Here is a 15070-nt window from a genome sequence, read left to right on the forward strand (position 1 = left end):
TTTTGCCGAAAGTGTTTGACATGCTTACACCTGTCAGATATTCTTTACACATGAAATCAAAACAACTCACTGGCGATGAATTGCTCGCGGCGCTCTCGGCGCTGTCGAACCCCCATCGTCTGAGGGTGGTGGCGGCGCTGGCGGCTGGTGGACGGAATTACGTCAGCCAGCTGGCGCGGGAGTTGAATATCAGCCGCCCGCTGCTGCACCTGCATTTGCAAAAGCTGGAGGAAGCGGGCCTGGTGACCAGTCAGATGGAGCTGTCGAACGACGGCAAGGCGCTCAATTATTTCGACGCCGCACCGTTCGCCATCGACCTGACCCCGGCCACCATCGCCGAAGCAGTACGTACCCTGACGACCAATCCTGAAAAGTAGAGGCTTACCATGTCCGAAAATATTTACCTGCTTACCCTGCTGATGCCGCTGGGGACCATCTTCCTGATCTTCCTGCTGCGCTCCCGGACGGCCGTCAAGAAGGCCGAGCTGGAAGCGCAAGGCAACGAGGCTTACCGCCAGCTGGCCGAACGCGCCGTCGCCGCGCAGGAGCAAACGGCAGCCGCACTGGCCGACCTGAAGATCCGCATCATCGCCATTGAAAACGTACTGAAACAAGTCGAGTAATCTCACCCACATCGAGGAGCCGCACCATGCCGCACGTATCGCTGTTTCGCCTGTATTCGCTGAGAGCCGTGTATCTGATCATTGCGCTGGGACTGGCGCTGGTGGTGTGGCCAAGCGTGATCCATCACGCCGAGCCGTGGGGCCTGTCGCAAGGAGTAGTGAAATGCATGCTGGCCGCCTTCAGCCTGCTGTGCGTGATCGGCATACGCTATCCGCTGCAAATGCTGCCGGTGCTGTTCTGGGAACTGGCGTGGAAGTCGATCTGGCTGCTGATCGTCGCCCTGCCCGCGTGGCAAAGCGGCGCCATGGACGAGAACATCATGGGCACGGCGATGGAATGCATGGTCGCCATCATCATCCCGCTGGCCATGCCGTGGAAGTACGTGATCGCCCGCTACATCCAGCAACCGGGCGACCGCTGGCGCGCCGCTTAACTCCGTACTGACGCCAGCCGCAGACGCACCACGCGCGGGCTGCCGGCCGGGCGCGTGGCGTCGGGCGGCTCCAGACCTTCGTCCAGCTTGAAGATGGCCACCGCTTGCGACAGATACAACGCCTGTCGTTGAAGGCTGCTGGCGGCGGCAGCGGCTTGCTGCACCAGCGCCAGGTTTTGCTGCGTCACCTGATCCATGCTGACGATGGCCTGCTGCACACCCAGCACGCCCTGCGCCTGCTGCGCACTGGTGTCGCCGATCTGGCCGATAATGTCACCGACCTGGCGCACCGAGGCCACAATCTCGGCCACGCTGTCACCGGCTTCCGCCACCGAACGCGCGCCGCTGTCGATATCCGCCACCGATTCGGCCACCAGTAGCTTGATTTCCTGCGCCGCCGATGTCGAACGCTGCGCCAGGATGCGCACTTCGCCGGCCACCACCGCAAAGCCCTGTCCATGTTCGCCGGCGCGCGCCGCTTCCACCGCCGCGCTCAAGGCCAGCATATGCGTCTGCACCGCCAGGCCATCGATCACGCCGACGATTTCCACCACCCGCCGCGTGCTGCCGCGAATCGACGCCAGGGTCACCACCAGCCGCTGCACCACCGAACCGCCACGCGCGGCAAAGCTGTTGGCGCATTGCGCCAGCTGGCCGGCCAATTCGGCGTGGGTAGCGGTGTCGGATACCTGCCCACCCAACTCCTGCATAGCGTCGCCGGCTTCCTCCAGCGTGCCGGCTTGCGCACGTGTGCGCCGCGTCAGCACCGCGTTACCCTGGGCGATTTCTCGCGAGGCACTGTCGATCGACTGCGCGGTCGACAGGATGGTTTTGAGCGTGGTGTTCAGGTTGCGGATGCTGGTGTCGAGCGCGCGCGAGGTTTCGGCGATTTCATCGCGGCCGTAGACCCGCTGGCGCACCGTCAGGTTGCCTTCGGCCAGATCGACCGCCGCCGCCCCAATCTCGCGCACCTCTTTCAGCATGGCGTTACGCACCGCCATGGTCACCAGCAGCGACAAGGCAATCGACAACGCCACCACGATCGGCATCCAGGTGGACAGCACGCGGAAATCGGTTTCGGCATCGGCGTAGGCGCGCTCGCTCAGGCTTTGTTCCAGCTTCGACAGCTCCTCCAGGCGCTGCGCCACCACGTCGAACGACCGCTCGGCCTTGGACATGGCGTTGGCCGCCATCGACTGGTCGGCCATCGCCAGCTCGATCACGTCCTGCATGGCCTTGACGTACACCGTATGCGCGGCCTGCGACTGCACCACGAACCGGCGTTCGGCCGGATCCGATTGCGTAGCCATTTCCAGCTGCGCGAACTGGCGGTCCAGCGCCGCGTGACGCAGGTGGATGTCGCGCACCAGCGCATCCACGCGCGGCGCCGAGAAGCTGGCGTTGATCCAGGTGAGCAGCTGGTAGATTTCAGTATGCGCCTTGTGCGCGCCGGCCACCAAGTCGGCCGCCGCCTTCAGGCGCACCGCGCGCTGCTGCACCATGTTGTCGAGCGACTGGTTCTGCCGCAGCAGCCCGAGGTACGCGCCAGCGGACAGCACGATCAGCAGGATCAGCACCACTCCGGGGCCAGCAGCAGCTTGGGCCCGAGCTTCAGTTTACTGAGCATGGTTCGCACGCTCAGTGTTTGTAGATGCCGGCTTCGAGCGCGACGTCGCCAACCCGCAGCACGTAAGTACGCTTGGCCTCGACCTTGCCGGTTTCCGGGTTGCGGAACTTATAATCGACCCAGCCGTGTCCCACACCCTTGGCCAGCGCCACCATCTCCTGGCGGAACAGCTTGCCGTCGGCGTCCGGCACGTCCAGCAGGTTCTTGCCGATCAGCGCGGTGGTCGGATGGGCCACCGTGATGCCTTGCAGGTCGCGCATCGCCAGGTACAGCGCACCCTGATTAAATTCGGCGTCCTTGCTATTGATGCGCGCGATCATCTCGGCCTTGCCGTGCGCGCGCACGAATTGCGCACCCTTCTCGGCCAACGCCACCGCGTCCTTTTCGCCGGGCGCAGCGTGCGCCGCACAACTCGTCAACAAAGCGATAATGATCCAAGCACGCATGATTCCCCCTGGCAGCCAAGATGTTGTAATCTACGCTCGCTGCCGCGCTGCAATCTTGCGTTCGGTCAATCGGCACAAAGTAACAACAGGAGCATCATGAAAGCATCATCCAGGGCGGTACTCATCTCCGCGTTGCTGTTTCCCGGACTCGGTCACCTGGCATTGCGGCCGCGCCGCGCGGTACGCGGCATGCTGTTCCTGCTACCGACCGCCGCCGCCGTGCTGTATCTGCTGAGCACCATGCTGCACTTGCTGTCTCAATTACAAGATGAACTGGACGCCGGCAAGCTGGCGCTCGATCCGTTCGCCATCCTGGACCGCGTACATGCGTCCGGCATCGACAATCCGGCCACCAACCTGGCCTCGGCCGTGCTGCTGGTGGGCTGGATCGGCGCCGTGGTCGACATCATATGGTTGGGCAAGCGCACGCAGGGTTAGACCGCTAGCCGGCCAGCCGGCAGCACCGGCGGCAGCGCCATCAGCGCGCGCCAGCGCAGGCCGATAGCGATCACCGCGCCAAATCCGGCGACGCTGCCCACTACGTACCACGGGAAGTCGGGCGCTGTCTGTAGCAGCCCGACGGCGGCCAGACATACCAGCACCACAAACACAATGACTGCCGTCCACGTCACGCCAAGACGCCGCGCCGGCGCCACGGCGTAGTTGCGCAGCAGCGGCGTCACCGTCCACAACACGACCATGGCCATGGCAAAGCTCACACCGTGCAGGTTGAGGTGGCCAGCCAGCACCGAGTCCAGGCAGAGCACGCAGGCAAACGACACCAGCCACACCGCCAGAGCGCGGCGCAGCACCGTGCTTGTCAACAAACGGTTGATGCGCGTGGCGGCTGGCGCGGCCGGCGTCAGCAAATACAGTTGCTGCTCGGGCCCGTGCAGTAGGACATCGTCGGCAACGCTGATGGCGTACATCAGCACCGCCCCGAGTTGCGTCAGCCCGGTCGCGATGGTGAGGCCGGTACGGGCGCTGTCGCTGAGAAAGCGGCCGATTACCAGCGCCAGCAGCGTGGAGACCAGCGAGAACGCGATCACGCGGGCCGGATGGGCGCCGGGACCGATCGCATGCATCAAGGCGCGGTCCGCCGCCACTCCACGCCGGCTGTCGCGCCGGAGCGCCGACAGATAAAAGCTCTGCATCATTCGCCTGAAGCGCGACGGCGCTCGTCCGGACGAGGTGTTGGCCAGCCCACAGCTCACCGCGGCCTGGCGCTGGTTGAACCGCGACTGCCAGTCCCAATGGCGATCGCCCGCGCGCGGCAAGATCAGGTGCAGCCCCCAGCCGCCCAGCAGCATGATCGGCGCCATGGCGGCGGCCGTCACGAGGCCTTCGTCGAGTTTGGCCAGCAATAAAGGCAAACTGTTTACCGCATACGACATACCGAACGGGATCGCCAAAGCCATCACCCAGGCCAGCGCCATATAACGGTTCATGAAGATGGTGAGCACGGTGACCGCGCCACCAAACACCAGGCCGTAACCGGCGTGGCCGAACACCAATCCGCACATCACCGCCAGCAGCGCGATTTCGACGGCGTACATCGCGGCTGTCGCCCTTATCAGCCGGCTGCGCAGATGCGGCACCAGAGCGGCATATTCCGGCCGATTCTGCCGGATCGCGTTTTTCAGGAACGCGCCGCACCAGAGCTGCAACGCCACCCATGGCATGCAGACCAGCACCAGATTGCCCGCCGGGCCCTGGCGGTCGCCGTGCAGCGCCAGCAGGATAATCTCGGCGCCGGCCAGCAGCAGGCTGGCGCGTAACATTTGACGGCGGCTGGCGCTATCCTGAATCATTTGCGCCAGCATGGGGCCGTAGGCTTGGCGGAGTGTCATTTGGTCACCTCAACAAACAAGTCTTCCAGGCTCAGGTTTTTGCCTTCCAGCAGCTCATCCAGCCCGCCTTGCAGCACGATCTTGCCGCCTTGTAGGAAAGCGACGTCCAGCGCCACCCGTTCCAGGTCGGACAGGATGTGGGTGGAGAAGATCACCGTGGTGTCACGCTCAATGACGCCGCTGATCAGTTCCTGCAAGAAATCGCGGCGCCCGACCGGGTCCAGACTGGCGACCGGTTCGTCCAGCACCAGCAGTTGCGGATCATGCGCCAGCGCGCGGATGATCGACAGACGCTGACGTTGCCCGCCAGACAATTGGCTGATTTGCTTGTCGCGCGCCTCGCCATGGAAGCCCCAGCGCTCCATCAGGCCATCTACCTTGCCCTGGTTCCAGCGCGGATACAGCGCTTTGAAATAGGTTAGAAGTTGCACAGGTGTCAACCAGTCGAACAGGTCGGATTTCTGTGGAACGTAGCCGATGTTGGCGCGGGTTTGCTCGTCCAGCGCAGTGACCGATCGACCAAATACGCGGCTGCTGCCGGCGTCCGATTCACGCAGGCCGAGCAGACATTCCAGCAAGGTCGATTTACCGGCGCCATTGCGGCCCAATAAACCGATCACCTTGCCAGGAGCAATATTCCAATTCACGCCCTGCAATACCTGCTGACTGCCGAAGGCCTTATGCAGGTTTTCCACCACGACTGGATTCATTTAGTTTCTCCAAGAATTTTCGCAAACAATTGCAGCACCGTGTCCGGATCGAGTTCCAATTGGCGGGCTTCGGCTGCGGCCCGTTCCAATGCCGGTCTTAAAAGATTTTCGCGTCCCTGCGGCTTATTTCCTTCCGCAACCAACATGCCGACGCCGCGGGCGCGACTTAACAAGCCTTCGGTCTCCAGCATGTTATAAGCCTTGGACACCGTCATCGGATTGACAGCCAGGGCCAACGCCACGTCCCGCACTGACGGTAAAACATCGCCCGGTTTCAAGACGGCCGCCGCAGTTAATCGCCGGACCTGTTCGATTAATTGGCGGTAGATAGGATCGGACGAACCGGTCGCTATCGAAAATAAGGCAGCTGTATGCATGGCCATGTCAGTCGTATTTGTGTATTAGTTGATTAATACAGTATACCCAGCCAGTGGCATTGTCAAGCGCAAAAATTATGTGGCGCCAGAAGCTGGCTGGATCGCGCCAATACTTGGCATACATAGCCGCGCTTTCGTACGTTCCCGCACGCCGGCCGCCGCGATTGGCGGTTAAACTTGCCGTATGCGTATCGCCACCTTCAATGTCAATGGCATCGGCAGCCGTCTGCCCGCCCTCCTTCAATGGCTCGATGAGAGCAAGCCGGACGTCGTCTGCCTGCAAGAATTAAAAGCACCGCAGGAGAAATTCCCCATACAGGCAATTAACGACGCCGGTTATGGCGCCATCTGGCACGGACAGAAAAGCTGGAATGGCGTGGCCATATTGGAGCGCGGCGAAACACCGATGGAAACCGGCCGGGGTTTGCCGGGTGACCCGGATGACATTCAAAGCCGCTATATTGAGGCGGTGGTCAACGGCGTGATTATCGGCGGCTTGTATCTGCCGAATGGCAATCCGGCGCCTGGACCGAAATTCGACTACAAGCTGCAATGGTTTGAACGATTAATCACCCATGCCGCCAAGTTAATCGACAGCGGTGCACCGGCTATGCTGGCCGGCGATTTTAACGTCATGCCAACTGAACTGGATGTCTATAAACCGGAACGCTGGGTCGATGACGCGCTATTCCGGCCAGAGACGCGCGCAGCATTCCACCGGTTAATCAAACAGGGCTGGTGCGACGCCTTACGGACTATGCATCCGGACGAAGTGATTTATACCTTCTGGGATTATTTCCGCAATGCTTACGGCCGCAATGCCGGACTGCGCATTGACCATTTGCTGCTCAGCCCGTCACTGACGCCGGCCCTCAAGGCCGCCGAAGTCGACCGCGACGTGCGGGGCCGTGAAAAGCCCAGCGACCACACGCCGGTATGGGTTGAACTGGATCTCAAAAGGATAGGCTGATGGAACAAAAATGGCCTCAGCAACTGTGGCTGGTGCGGCATGGCCAGAGCGCCGGCAACGTCGCGCGCGATGCGGCCGAGGCCGCAAAACATTTGCATATCGACATCGCCGACCGGGACGTCGACGTTCCGCTGTCCGAACTGGGCGAGCGTCAGGCGCAGGCCATGAGCGACTGGTTCCAGGCTCTGGGACCGGAAGCCGGGCCGACCGTGGTGCTGTACTCGCCCTACGTGCGGGCGCGGTCCACCGCCAAAGCCGTGCTGGACCGAATGGACCGCGAGCAACTGACCGCCGTGGCCGCCGACGAACGGCTGCGCGAGAAGGAATTCGGCATCCTCGACCGGCTGACACCGCTGGGCATCCATGACAAATACCCGGACCTGGCCGAGCAACGCGCGCATGTGGGCAAGTTCTACTTCCGGCCGCCGGGCGGCGAAAGCTGGTGCGATGTCATCCTGCGACTGCGCAGCGTCATCGACACCATTACCCGCGAATACCGTGGCGAACGGGTGCTGATCGTCGGCCATCAGGTGATCGTCAACTGCTTCCGCTACCTGCTGGAGCGGATGGATGAGGACGGCATCCTGGCCATCGACCGTGCCGGTGACGTGCCCAACTGCGGCATCACCGAATACCGTTTCGACCCGCATGCCGGCAAAAACGGCAAGTTGAAGCTGGTACAAGCCAACTTCGTCGCCCCGCTGGAGCAGACCGGCACGCCGGTGACCCACGAGGCCGACCAGCCGGCCGCGCCCAAATCATGAACCAGGACATCACGCCGCAACTGCTGCGTGAGTGGCCGCTGCCGATGCCGGGCGCAGACGCCGACAAGGAAGTACGCGGCCACGTGCTGATCGTCGCCGGATCGCGGGAAATGCCGGGAGCGGTGCTGCTGGCGGCCAGCGCCGCGTTGCGCGCCGGCGCCGGCAAGCTCACCATTGCCACCGCCGCCAGCGTCGCCGCCCATATCGGCACCGCCGTGCCGGAAGCGCGCGTGATCAGCCTGCAGGAAACGCACGACGGCGGCCTGCTGGCCGAGGATGCGTCCGGACTGCATCAAGCCTGCCAGCAGGCCAGTGCCGTATTGATTGGCCCAGGCATGCAGGACGACGCCGCCTGCTGCCAGCTGGTGCGAACCCTGCTGCCGCATTGCGTTGACAGTCATCTGATACTGGATGCGGCTGGCATGAGTCTGGTGGGCCGCGACGCCGAGTGTGGCACGGAAGACGCGCCATACGGCTTCCGCTTCGACCGTCCCGTCCTGCTGACGCCGCACGCAGGCGAACTGGCGCGCCTGACCGGCGCCGACAAACAGGATATTCAAGCGCAGCCGGAGGCTGCCGCGCGGCTGGCGGCGCAACGCTGGCAAGCCACGGTTGCGCTGAAAGGTGCGATCACGATGCTGGCGGCGGCCGACGGCCAGCAATGGCGTCACGAAGGCGGCAATGCCGGGCTGGCGATATCGGGCTCGGGAGACGTACTGGCCGGCATCATCACCGGCCTGGCGGCGCGCGGCGCGACGCTGGAACAGGCCGCAGCCTGGGGCATCGCGCTGCACGCGCTGGCGGGCGAACAACTCGCATTGAAGCACGGCCCGCTAGGCTACCTCGCCCGCGAGCTCAGCAACGAAGTCCCCGCCCTGCTCCGCGCTTTTTAGTAATTCGGGGTCAGTTCTGACCCCGGGTTTGTTAGAGCTTGGCGGAGTGTTCGCGCGTGGCGTGGAATTGCAGCTTCGGCCAGCGCTCCTGCGTCAGGCGCAGATTGACGCCCGAGGTCGCCAGGTAGGCCAGGTTGCCGGCGGCGTCGTAGGCGACGTTGTGGCCGAGCTGGTCTTCGAAGTCGGACAGCGCTTTCTTGTCATCGCTCGATACCCAGCGCGCGCTGCTGATGCTGGTACTCTCAAACACGGCGTCGACGCCATATTCATTCAGCAAGCGGCTGGCGACCACTTCAAACTGCAGCACGCCGACCGCGCCGAGCACCAGCTCGCCACCTTGCACTGGCTTGAACACCTGCACCGCGCCCTCTTCGCCCAGCTGCTGCAAGCCTTTGTGCAGCTGCTTGATCTTCAGCGGGTTGCGGATGCGTACCTGGCGGAAGAAGTCCGGCGCAAAGAACGGGATGCCGGTGAAGGTCAGCAGCTCGCCTTCGGAGAACGAGTCGCCGATCTGCATGTTGCCGTGGTTCGGCAGGCCGATGATGTCGCCGGCGTACGCTTCTTCCACCTGCTCGCGGGTTGATGCCATGAAGGTCACCACTGACGATACCTTGACTTCACGTCCCAGGCGCAGGTGCTTGACCTTCATGCCGCGTTCAAAGCGGCCCGAGCATACGCGCAGGAAGGCGATGCGGTCGCGGTGCGCCGGATCCATATTGGCCTGAATCTTGAACACGAAGCCAGTGAACGGTTCTTCTTTCGGATCGACCGCGCGCACGGTGGCGTCACGCTCGCGCGGCGCCGGCGCCCAGTCGACCAGCGCCGACAGAATCTCGCGCACGCCGAAGTTGTTGATCGCCGAACCGAAGAAGACCGGCGTCTGCACACCGGCCAGGAATTGCTCCAGGTCGAACGGATGCGAAGCGCCGTTGACCAGCTCCACTTCCATGCGCAACTGGTCCATCTCCAGCGGGAACATTTCCTGCAGGCGTGGATTGTCGATGCCTTCGATCAGCTCGAACGCGCCGTCGGCCTTCTCTTCACCGGCCTTGAACAGCATGATGGTGTCGTTCAGCAGGTGGTACACGCCGCGGAAGTTCTTGCCCATGCCGATCGGCCAGGTCACCGGCGCGCATTGGATCTTCAGCACCGATTCCAGCTCGTCCAGCAGTTCCAGCGGATCGCGGGTTTCGCGGTCCATCTTGTTCATGAACGTGACGATCGGCGTATTGCGCATGCGGCACACGTCCAGCAGCTTGATGGTCTGCGCTTCCACACCCTTGGCGGCGTCGATCACCATCAGCGCCGAGTCGACCGCCGTCAGCACGCGGTAGGTATCTTCCGAGAAGTCCTGGTGGCCCGGGGTGTCCAGCAGATTGACCACGTGGTCGCGGAATTCGAACTGCATCACCGACGAGGCCACCGAAATGCCGCGCTGCTTCTCGATTTCCATCCAGTCCGAGGTGGCGTGACGGCCCGATTTACGGGCCTTGACGGTACCGGCCATCTGAATCGCGCCCGAGAACAGCAGCAGTTTTTCGGTCAGCGTGGTTTTACCCGCATCCGGGTGGGAGATGATGCCGAAGGTGCGACGGCGCTGCACTTCGCGCGCGATCAGCGCCGGTGTCTTGGCGCTGGCGGACAAGCCGCTGTCGTCGTTGCTGTCGGGAGTTACGTTTTCGTTATCGTTGGCCATGTGTGAGCGATCTGAGGCGGTTCTGCAAACCCTCGATTATACCGGCTCTTGGCCCCTGCGACAGTAACTTATTCCCCCTGCACCCGGCGCCAGCCGACCCGGTGCGCCTCGGCCGATTTGCCCTCCTGCAGCTGGTTGGTCTTGGTGACCCCGGTCGCCAGCGTGCTAGTCATCTTCAGCTGGCCATTTTGCAGGCGGTAGATGATGAAGCCGACCGCCGCCGAGTCCGACGACAGGATGGTGCCGGCCGGCGTATTCGGCAGCGCGGTGCCGGTGCAGACGTCGACCTGGTAGGCATTGCTGGTGCCGCCCACCGAGCAGGCCGACGACGACGATGGCAGGTTGGTCACCACATTGGCGACGCCGCTGACGATTTGCGGGTCCAGGTTCATGCGCTCGCCGGCGGTGATGCTCCAGTCGAAGAACCAGCCGTCTTTCTGGCTCAGGTCGACCGGGTTGCTGGTCAGCGCGAAGGTGATGTTGCTGCTGGTGCCGACCTGGCTCAGCGTCTGCCGCACCATGGTGCTGCCGCGTACGTTGCTGATGGTGGCGCCGCTGTCCTTCAGCAGGAACAGGCTCTGGACGTCGGTGTTGGTGGTGTCCGGCACGTCCAGCAGCCGGCCGGTGCCGAACAGCACCACGCGCTGCGCGGTAGTGGCGCTGCTGGTGACGCCGTTGTCGGTGCTGCTGGTGGTCATCGCGCACAGTGTCACGTCCGGCCGGGTGGTGATCGGTTTGGTAGCGCCGGCGTCGCCCATCTTGACTACTGGTACGGTCGCGCCGGTGGCGTCGGTCAGATCGAAGCGCCACATGCGGCCGTTATTGTCGCCGCCGTAGATGTAGGTGGTGGCCGGGTCCAGGTTGGGGTCGCTGCTGATCGAGGTGATTTTGGCCAGGCCAGACGGCGTGGTGGTGTCGCCGGTCTGGGTCGAAACTTTCTTCAGCACCGCACCAGTGGCGACATCGACAATGTACAGAATGCCCTGACCGCTGCCGGTATTGACGCCATCCGTGCCCGGCACATTGTTGTAGCCGGAGGTCAGGAACACCACCCACTGGTTGTTCCACAGGCCAAATTGCGGATTGCCGAAGGTCAACCCCAAATCAGGATCGTTGCGGCTGCACACGGTGGAATCGGCGCAGAATTCCCACAGCGCCACCGGATTGACGGGATCGGTCACATCCAGCGCGTAGTAGCCACGGCCGCCGCCATTGAGGCCGGCCACCATCACGGTCTTCCAGACGCCGCCGATCTGCACGTCAGCCAGCTCCGGCGAGCCGTCGGTGCTGAACTGGTGGTTGGTACCGTAGGTGGTGCTGGCCTGCAAATACAGCTTTTTCATGGTGATGCGCGGCATGTAAGCCCAGCGCTCGTTGCCATTGGTGGCGTCGAACGCATGCAGCATGCCGTCGTTGGCGGCGGTCAGCACCGTCGCCGGGCGGGTTTGCGTGGCGGCCTTGAAGGCCGCATAGCCGGCCCGCGTGTAATTCTTGCGCGAGTCGCGCAGATAAGCCGGCTTGGACGAGGCGATGTCGCCCAGCAGGATCGGAATTGGGCCGCTCAGGCCGGCCGGCGTGTGGTCGGTCAGCGTGTAGGCGCGGAACAGGCGGTCGTCGGCATAGGTCTGCGCGCCGCGCAGCCAGTTGACCAGGTTGGCGCCATCGTTGACGGTGGCGCGTTCGGCCGTGGTCAGCAATGTGCACTGCGCCAGCGCCGTGCACTTGTTGCTGAACCAGCCTTTTTCCAGCGTGCTCATGTTGGCATAGGTGACTTCCTTCAGTGTGCCGTTGGTGGTGTCCAGCATCTTGATGATGCGCCCGGCCGGGCCGCTGGCGCCGGGATTGCGGCCAACCGTGTCGGAACTGGTCCAGGTGACGGTGCTGCCGACTTCGCCGGTCGACGTGTTGATTTTTTTGGCCGATAGCTCGCCATACCACTTCACGGTGGTGAAGGTGTCGGAGAAGATGTCGTTGTCCTGCTGCGAGATATTCGGCGTCGAGGTCGCCGCCGCCGCTGCTGCACCAAGGCGGATCTGCATATTCGACAGCGCTTCGCTGAGGCCGGCAACCACTTCCTTCGGCTGCGAGGCGCTGAAATACTTGCCGTGGCCGTTGACGGCCGCGTGCCACAGGTCGTCCACCCGCTCCTGCACCGTGTTGCCGCCGTTGGTCACGTCCGGATTCGGCCAGACGTACGGGCCGTTGTTGTTCCACGGGCAGCCGGTGGCCACGCGGGTGATCAGGTTGTAGAAGTCGCCGCCGACCTTGCGCGCGGTGGTGTCGTAGTTGGGGTCGTAGTTCATCACACCGTCCACGCCCAGGCCCAGCGTGTAGGTGTTCATGTGCAGGTGGGTGTTTTCGCCGGAGCGCGCCGGCACCGAGCCGGCCTTGGCCATATTCGGTTCCAGCGTCGGCCGCAGCGAGATGGTGCCGTCGCTGGAGCCGCCGTTGTACCAGTGCAGCGCCACGTCCGCCAGCGACGGCACGCTCTGGGCACGCGTATCGACGCAGCCGGAGGCGTAGCTGCAGAAGCGCGCGGTGCTTTCGGCGTTGTCGTTGTTGACCACCGGCGAGTAGTCGTCGTTGTAATCCTTGGTCGAGCCGCCGTTCCAGTAGCCGTCGGTGGTCAGGATCACGAAGTTCTGCTGGCAGGGAAACTGCACCACTTCCTGGCCCGCCGCGTACTGGTACGGCGTCTGGTTGGCGAACATGCGGCCGATGTTATCGAGCGCCGGCCGGGTCGGCGTCGAACCGGAGGTGGTGGTGGCGTACAGCTTGGTGTACCAGCTGCTGCGCGAGGCGCCGGTGAAATCGGCCGGCACGATGTCCATCGCACCACCGGTGGCCACCACCGACAGCTTGGCAAAACCAACCTTGTAATTGGCGTTGAGCGCGGCGAACGCCAGCCCCACCGAGGTCTTCATCATTTGCAGCCGGGTCTTGTAATAGACGTACCAGTTGGCGAAGTTGGTCATTTCCTCCTGGTAGGTGCAGACACCGGACTGGGCCACGCAATCGGTGCGGTCGCTGCCCTTCGGATAGGTGCTGCCCGATACGATATTCACGCGCACGAAGCTGCTAGGCCCGGTCGAGCCGCCCGACATCGGCGCCGTCGTGATCGGGATCGTATCGGCAAAGCCGGCGCTCTTGGTGGCGCTGAAGGTCAGGCCGGAGACTGCGCTGGCGGCGGGCGTCTGGCCACTGCCGGTGGCCGCCACATTGACCAGGCAGACCGTGCTGTTGGTGGCGGCGCGGCAGATGTCGGTCACGCCATTGCCGCCGACATAGCCGCGGACGTTACCATTGACGCCAATCGCGTTGGCAATCGTGCTGGCGACCGTGGCGGCGCTGGCGTTGCGGCCGATCGACACATTGCTGGCCAGCGTGGTGCTATCGAGCTTGATGGTAGTCGACAGAAACAGCGAATTGGCAGCCGTGCCGGCGATCGTCAGCAGCGCGGTGGACGGCACCGCCGCCGGCGGCGAGGTCGTCACCGTCAGCGCATAGCCGGAACGCGAGGCGTCAAAGATGCGCGGGCAGCTGGCGGCGTTCTTGGGTGTGCTGCTGCAATCGACCGCCACCACGCCGACGATATTGTCGGCGCTGAGCGTGATGCCCAGGCTGGCGCAGGTCGGCACGTTGCTGACACCAGTTGGGGTGCGCACGCACGCCAGATATTGCGTAGTCGGCGCGTTGTTGATGTTGGACGCCAGCGCGCTGGCCATGGCCTGGCGATTGATGGCGGTGGTGGTGCCGCCGCTGGCAGTCACCGGACCCGACGTCAGCGGCACGATGGTGCCGTTCGCATTGATGGTCACGCTGCTAATGTCCAGCGGGCCGGTGGCGATCGAGGTGCCGATGGCAATGGTGGCGTACGCTGCCACCGAACCGGCGGAGGTCGAATAGCGCGGATATTTGAACGCCCCCACCTGCTTGGCCTGGCAAACGGTCAGTGCCTTGTCGCTGCACCAGCGCACCTTGACCGCCACCGGATAATTGGTCGGTGCCCCCGCCCCCGCCGAAGTGGTGCGGCACACGGTCATGGTGTCGTCGGTGCAGTATTCGGTGACGCCGATGTTGTAGTAGTACGGTCCGCCGGAAATCTGCGTGGCCGAGGTGTGGGTGGCGTCCGGGTAGGTGTAGGTGGTGGTGTTGGTGCCACAGTCGTTGCTGTTGTTGGGATTGCACCAGCGAAGATCGGGAAAGTCGGTCAGCAGGTTGATGTTCGAGGCGGTGCCGCTGGCGGTGCCGCCCAGCACGCTGTAGCGCACGCTGAAGCCGTCGTTGCTGACCTTGGTGAAGGTGGTCTGCGACGGATAAAAGGTGCCGTCGGCCTTGACCGGCACCGCATACAGAATCGCCGGATTGTAGTATTGCTTGTTGAAGTCGGCCGTCATGTATGGCGGATGGCCGGGCGAGCAGCTGACCGCGCTGGAGGCCAGCGTGGCGGCGCCGCGGCAGATGGCGTCGTCCACGTAGTCCGGCGTGTAGGCCTGGTCCATCGAGCCGGAATTGTCAAACAACAGCATCAGATTCGGCTTGACGGTACCGGTGCCGGTGATGTTCAGCAGCGGCACCTGGGCGATCTGGGTCTGGGCCGCAAACGCGGCGGCCGACGCCAGCAGCATCAGGCTCAGCAAAACGCGGCGGGCCGGTGAAGGCAGCGAGAATCTCATGATC

General features: G+C 63.5%; 14 protein-coding genes. 7 read left to right on the forward strand and 7 right to left on the reverse strand.

Annotated features, from left to right (window positions below):
* Positions 1 to 50: 50 nt before the first annotated feature.
* From HH213_RS27580 to HH213_RS27590, 3 genes are read left to right on the forward strand one after another with little or no spacing between them, the layout of a single operon-like run.
* Complete coding sequence (locus HH213_RS27580; RefSeq protein WP_110849685.1) at positions 51 to 377, forward strand: ArsR/SmtB family transcription factor; 327 nt, start codon at positions 51 to 53, stop codon at positions 375 to 377.
* 9 nt (positions 378 to 386) lie between these two features.
* Positions 387 to 623: a hypothetical protein gene (locus HH213_RS27585; RefSeq protein WP_110849684.1), complete on the forward strand. Its 237-nt coding sequence runs from the start codon at positions 387 to 389 to the stop codon at positions 621 to 623.
* A 26-nt stretch (positions 624 to 649) separates the two neighbouring features.
* Positions 650 to 1057: a hypothetical protein gene (locus HH213_RS27590; protein WP_169114406.1), complete on the forward strand. Its 408-nt coding sequence runs from the start codon at positions 650 to 652 to the stop codon at positions 1055 to 1057.
* On the opposite strand, the gene HH213_RS27595 is transcribed toward HH213_RS27590, so the two are convergent.
* Positions 1054 to 2634, reverse strand: a complete 1581-nt coding sequence (locus HH213_RS27595) for a methyl-accepting chemotaxis protein (protein ID WP_229263195.1) — start codon at positions 2632 to 2634, stop codon at positions 1054 to 1056. The genes HH213_RS27590 and HH213_RS27595 overlap by 4 nt on opposite strands.
* A 61-nt stretch (positions 2635 to 2695) precedes the next feature.
* Entirely contained in the window at positions 2696 to 3130 is a 435-nt protein-coding gene (locus HH213_RS27600) for a cache domain-containing protein (protein ID WP_110849683.1), read from the reverse strand.
* A 96-nt stretch (positions 3131 to 3226) separates the two neighbouring features.
* Here HH213_RS27600 and HH213_RS27605 point away from each other — a divergent pair, with 96 nt between their 5' ends.
* Entirely contained in the window at positions 3227 to 3568 is a 342-nt protein-coding gene (locus tag HH213_RS27605) for a hypothetical protein (protein ID WP_169114407.1), read from the forward strand.
* Here HH213_RS27605 and HH213_RS27610 read toward each other — a convergent pair.
* Genes HH213_RS27610 through HH213_RS27620 form a run of 3 tightly spaced genes read right to left on the reverse strand, consistent with a single transcriptional unit; the run spans position 3565 to position 6067 of the window.
* Positions 3565 to 4980 carry a hypothetical protein gene (locus HH213_RS27610; protein ID WP_169114408.1) on the reverse strand — a complete coding sequence of 472 codons (1416 nt, stop codon included), beginning with the start codon at positions 4978 to 4980 and terminating at the stop codon, positions 3565 to 3567. The genes HH213_RS27605 and HH213_RS27610 overlap by 4 nt on opposite strands.
* Positions 4977 to 5690, reverse strand: a complete 714-nt coding sequence (locus HH213_RS27615) for an ABC transporter ATP-binding protein (protein WP_169114409.1) — start codon at positions 5688 to 5690, stop codon at positions 4977 to 4979. The genes HH213_RS27610 and HH213_RS27615 overlap by 4 nt, the downstream gene beginning before the upstream one ends.
* Positions 5687 to 6067 carry a GntR family transcriptional regulator gene (locus tag HH213_RS27620; protein WP_229263196.1) on the reverse strand — a complete coding sequence of 127 codons (381 nt, stop codon included), beginning with the start codon at positions 6065 to 6067 and terminating at the stop codon, positions 5687 to 5689. The genes HH213_RS27615 and HH213_RS27620 overlap by 4 nt, the downstream gene beginning before the upstream one ends.
* A gap of 184 nt (positions 6068 to 6251) precedes the next feature.
* On the opposite strand from HH213_RS27620, the gene xth reads away from it, so the two are divergent.
* From xth to HH213_RS27635, 3 genes are read left to right on the forward strand one after another with little or no spacing between them, the layout of a single operon-like run.
* Positions 6252 to 7037, forward strand: coding sequence for an exodeoxyribonuclease III (gene xth, locus HH213_RS27625; protein ID WP_169114411.1), 786 nt, complete (start codon positions 6252 to 6254; stop codon positions 7035 to 7037).
* Positions 7037 to 7801 (forward strand): histidine phosphatase family protein, encoded by a 765-nt coding sequence (locus tag HH213_RS27630; RefSeq protein ID WP_169114412.1) that lies wholly within the window; start codon positions 7037 to 7039, stop codon positions 7799 to 7801. The genes xth and HH213_RS27630 overlap by 1 nt, the downstream gene beginning before the upstream one ends.
* On the forward strand, positions 7798 to 8694 hold the full coding sequence (locus HH213_RS27635; protein ID WP_169114413.1) for an NAD(P)H-hydrate dehydratase: 897 nt from the start codon (positions 7798 to 7800) through the stop codon (positions 8692 to 8694). The genes HH213_RS27630 and HH213_RS27635 overlap by 4 nt, the downstream gene beginning before the upstream one ends.
* 31 nt (positions 8695 to 8725) lie before the next feature.
* On the opposite strand, the gene HH213_RS27640 is transcribed toward HH213_RS27635, so the two are convergent.
* Positions 8726 to 10390, reverse strand: coding sequence for a peptide chain release factor 3 (locus HH213_RS27640; protein WP_110849675.1), 1665 nt, complete (start codon positions 10388 to 10390; stop codon positions 8726 to 8728).
* A 68-nt stretch (positions 10391 to 10458) separates the two neighbouring features.
* Entirely contained in the window at positions 10459 to 15066 is a 4608-nt protein-coding gene (locus HH213_RS27645; protein ID WP_169114414.1) for a pilus assembly protein, read from the reverse strand.
* Between the last annotated feature and the right edge of the window lie 4 nt (positions 15067 to 15070).

Origin of the sequence: Duganella dendranthematis, assembly GCF_012849375.1 — a bacterium.
Lineage (GTDB): Bacteria > Pseudomonadota > Gammaproteobacteria > Burkholderiales > Burkholderiaceae_D > Rugamonas > Rugamonas dendranthematis.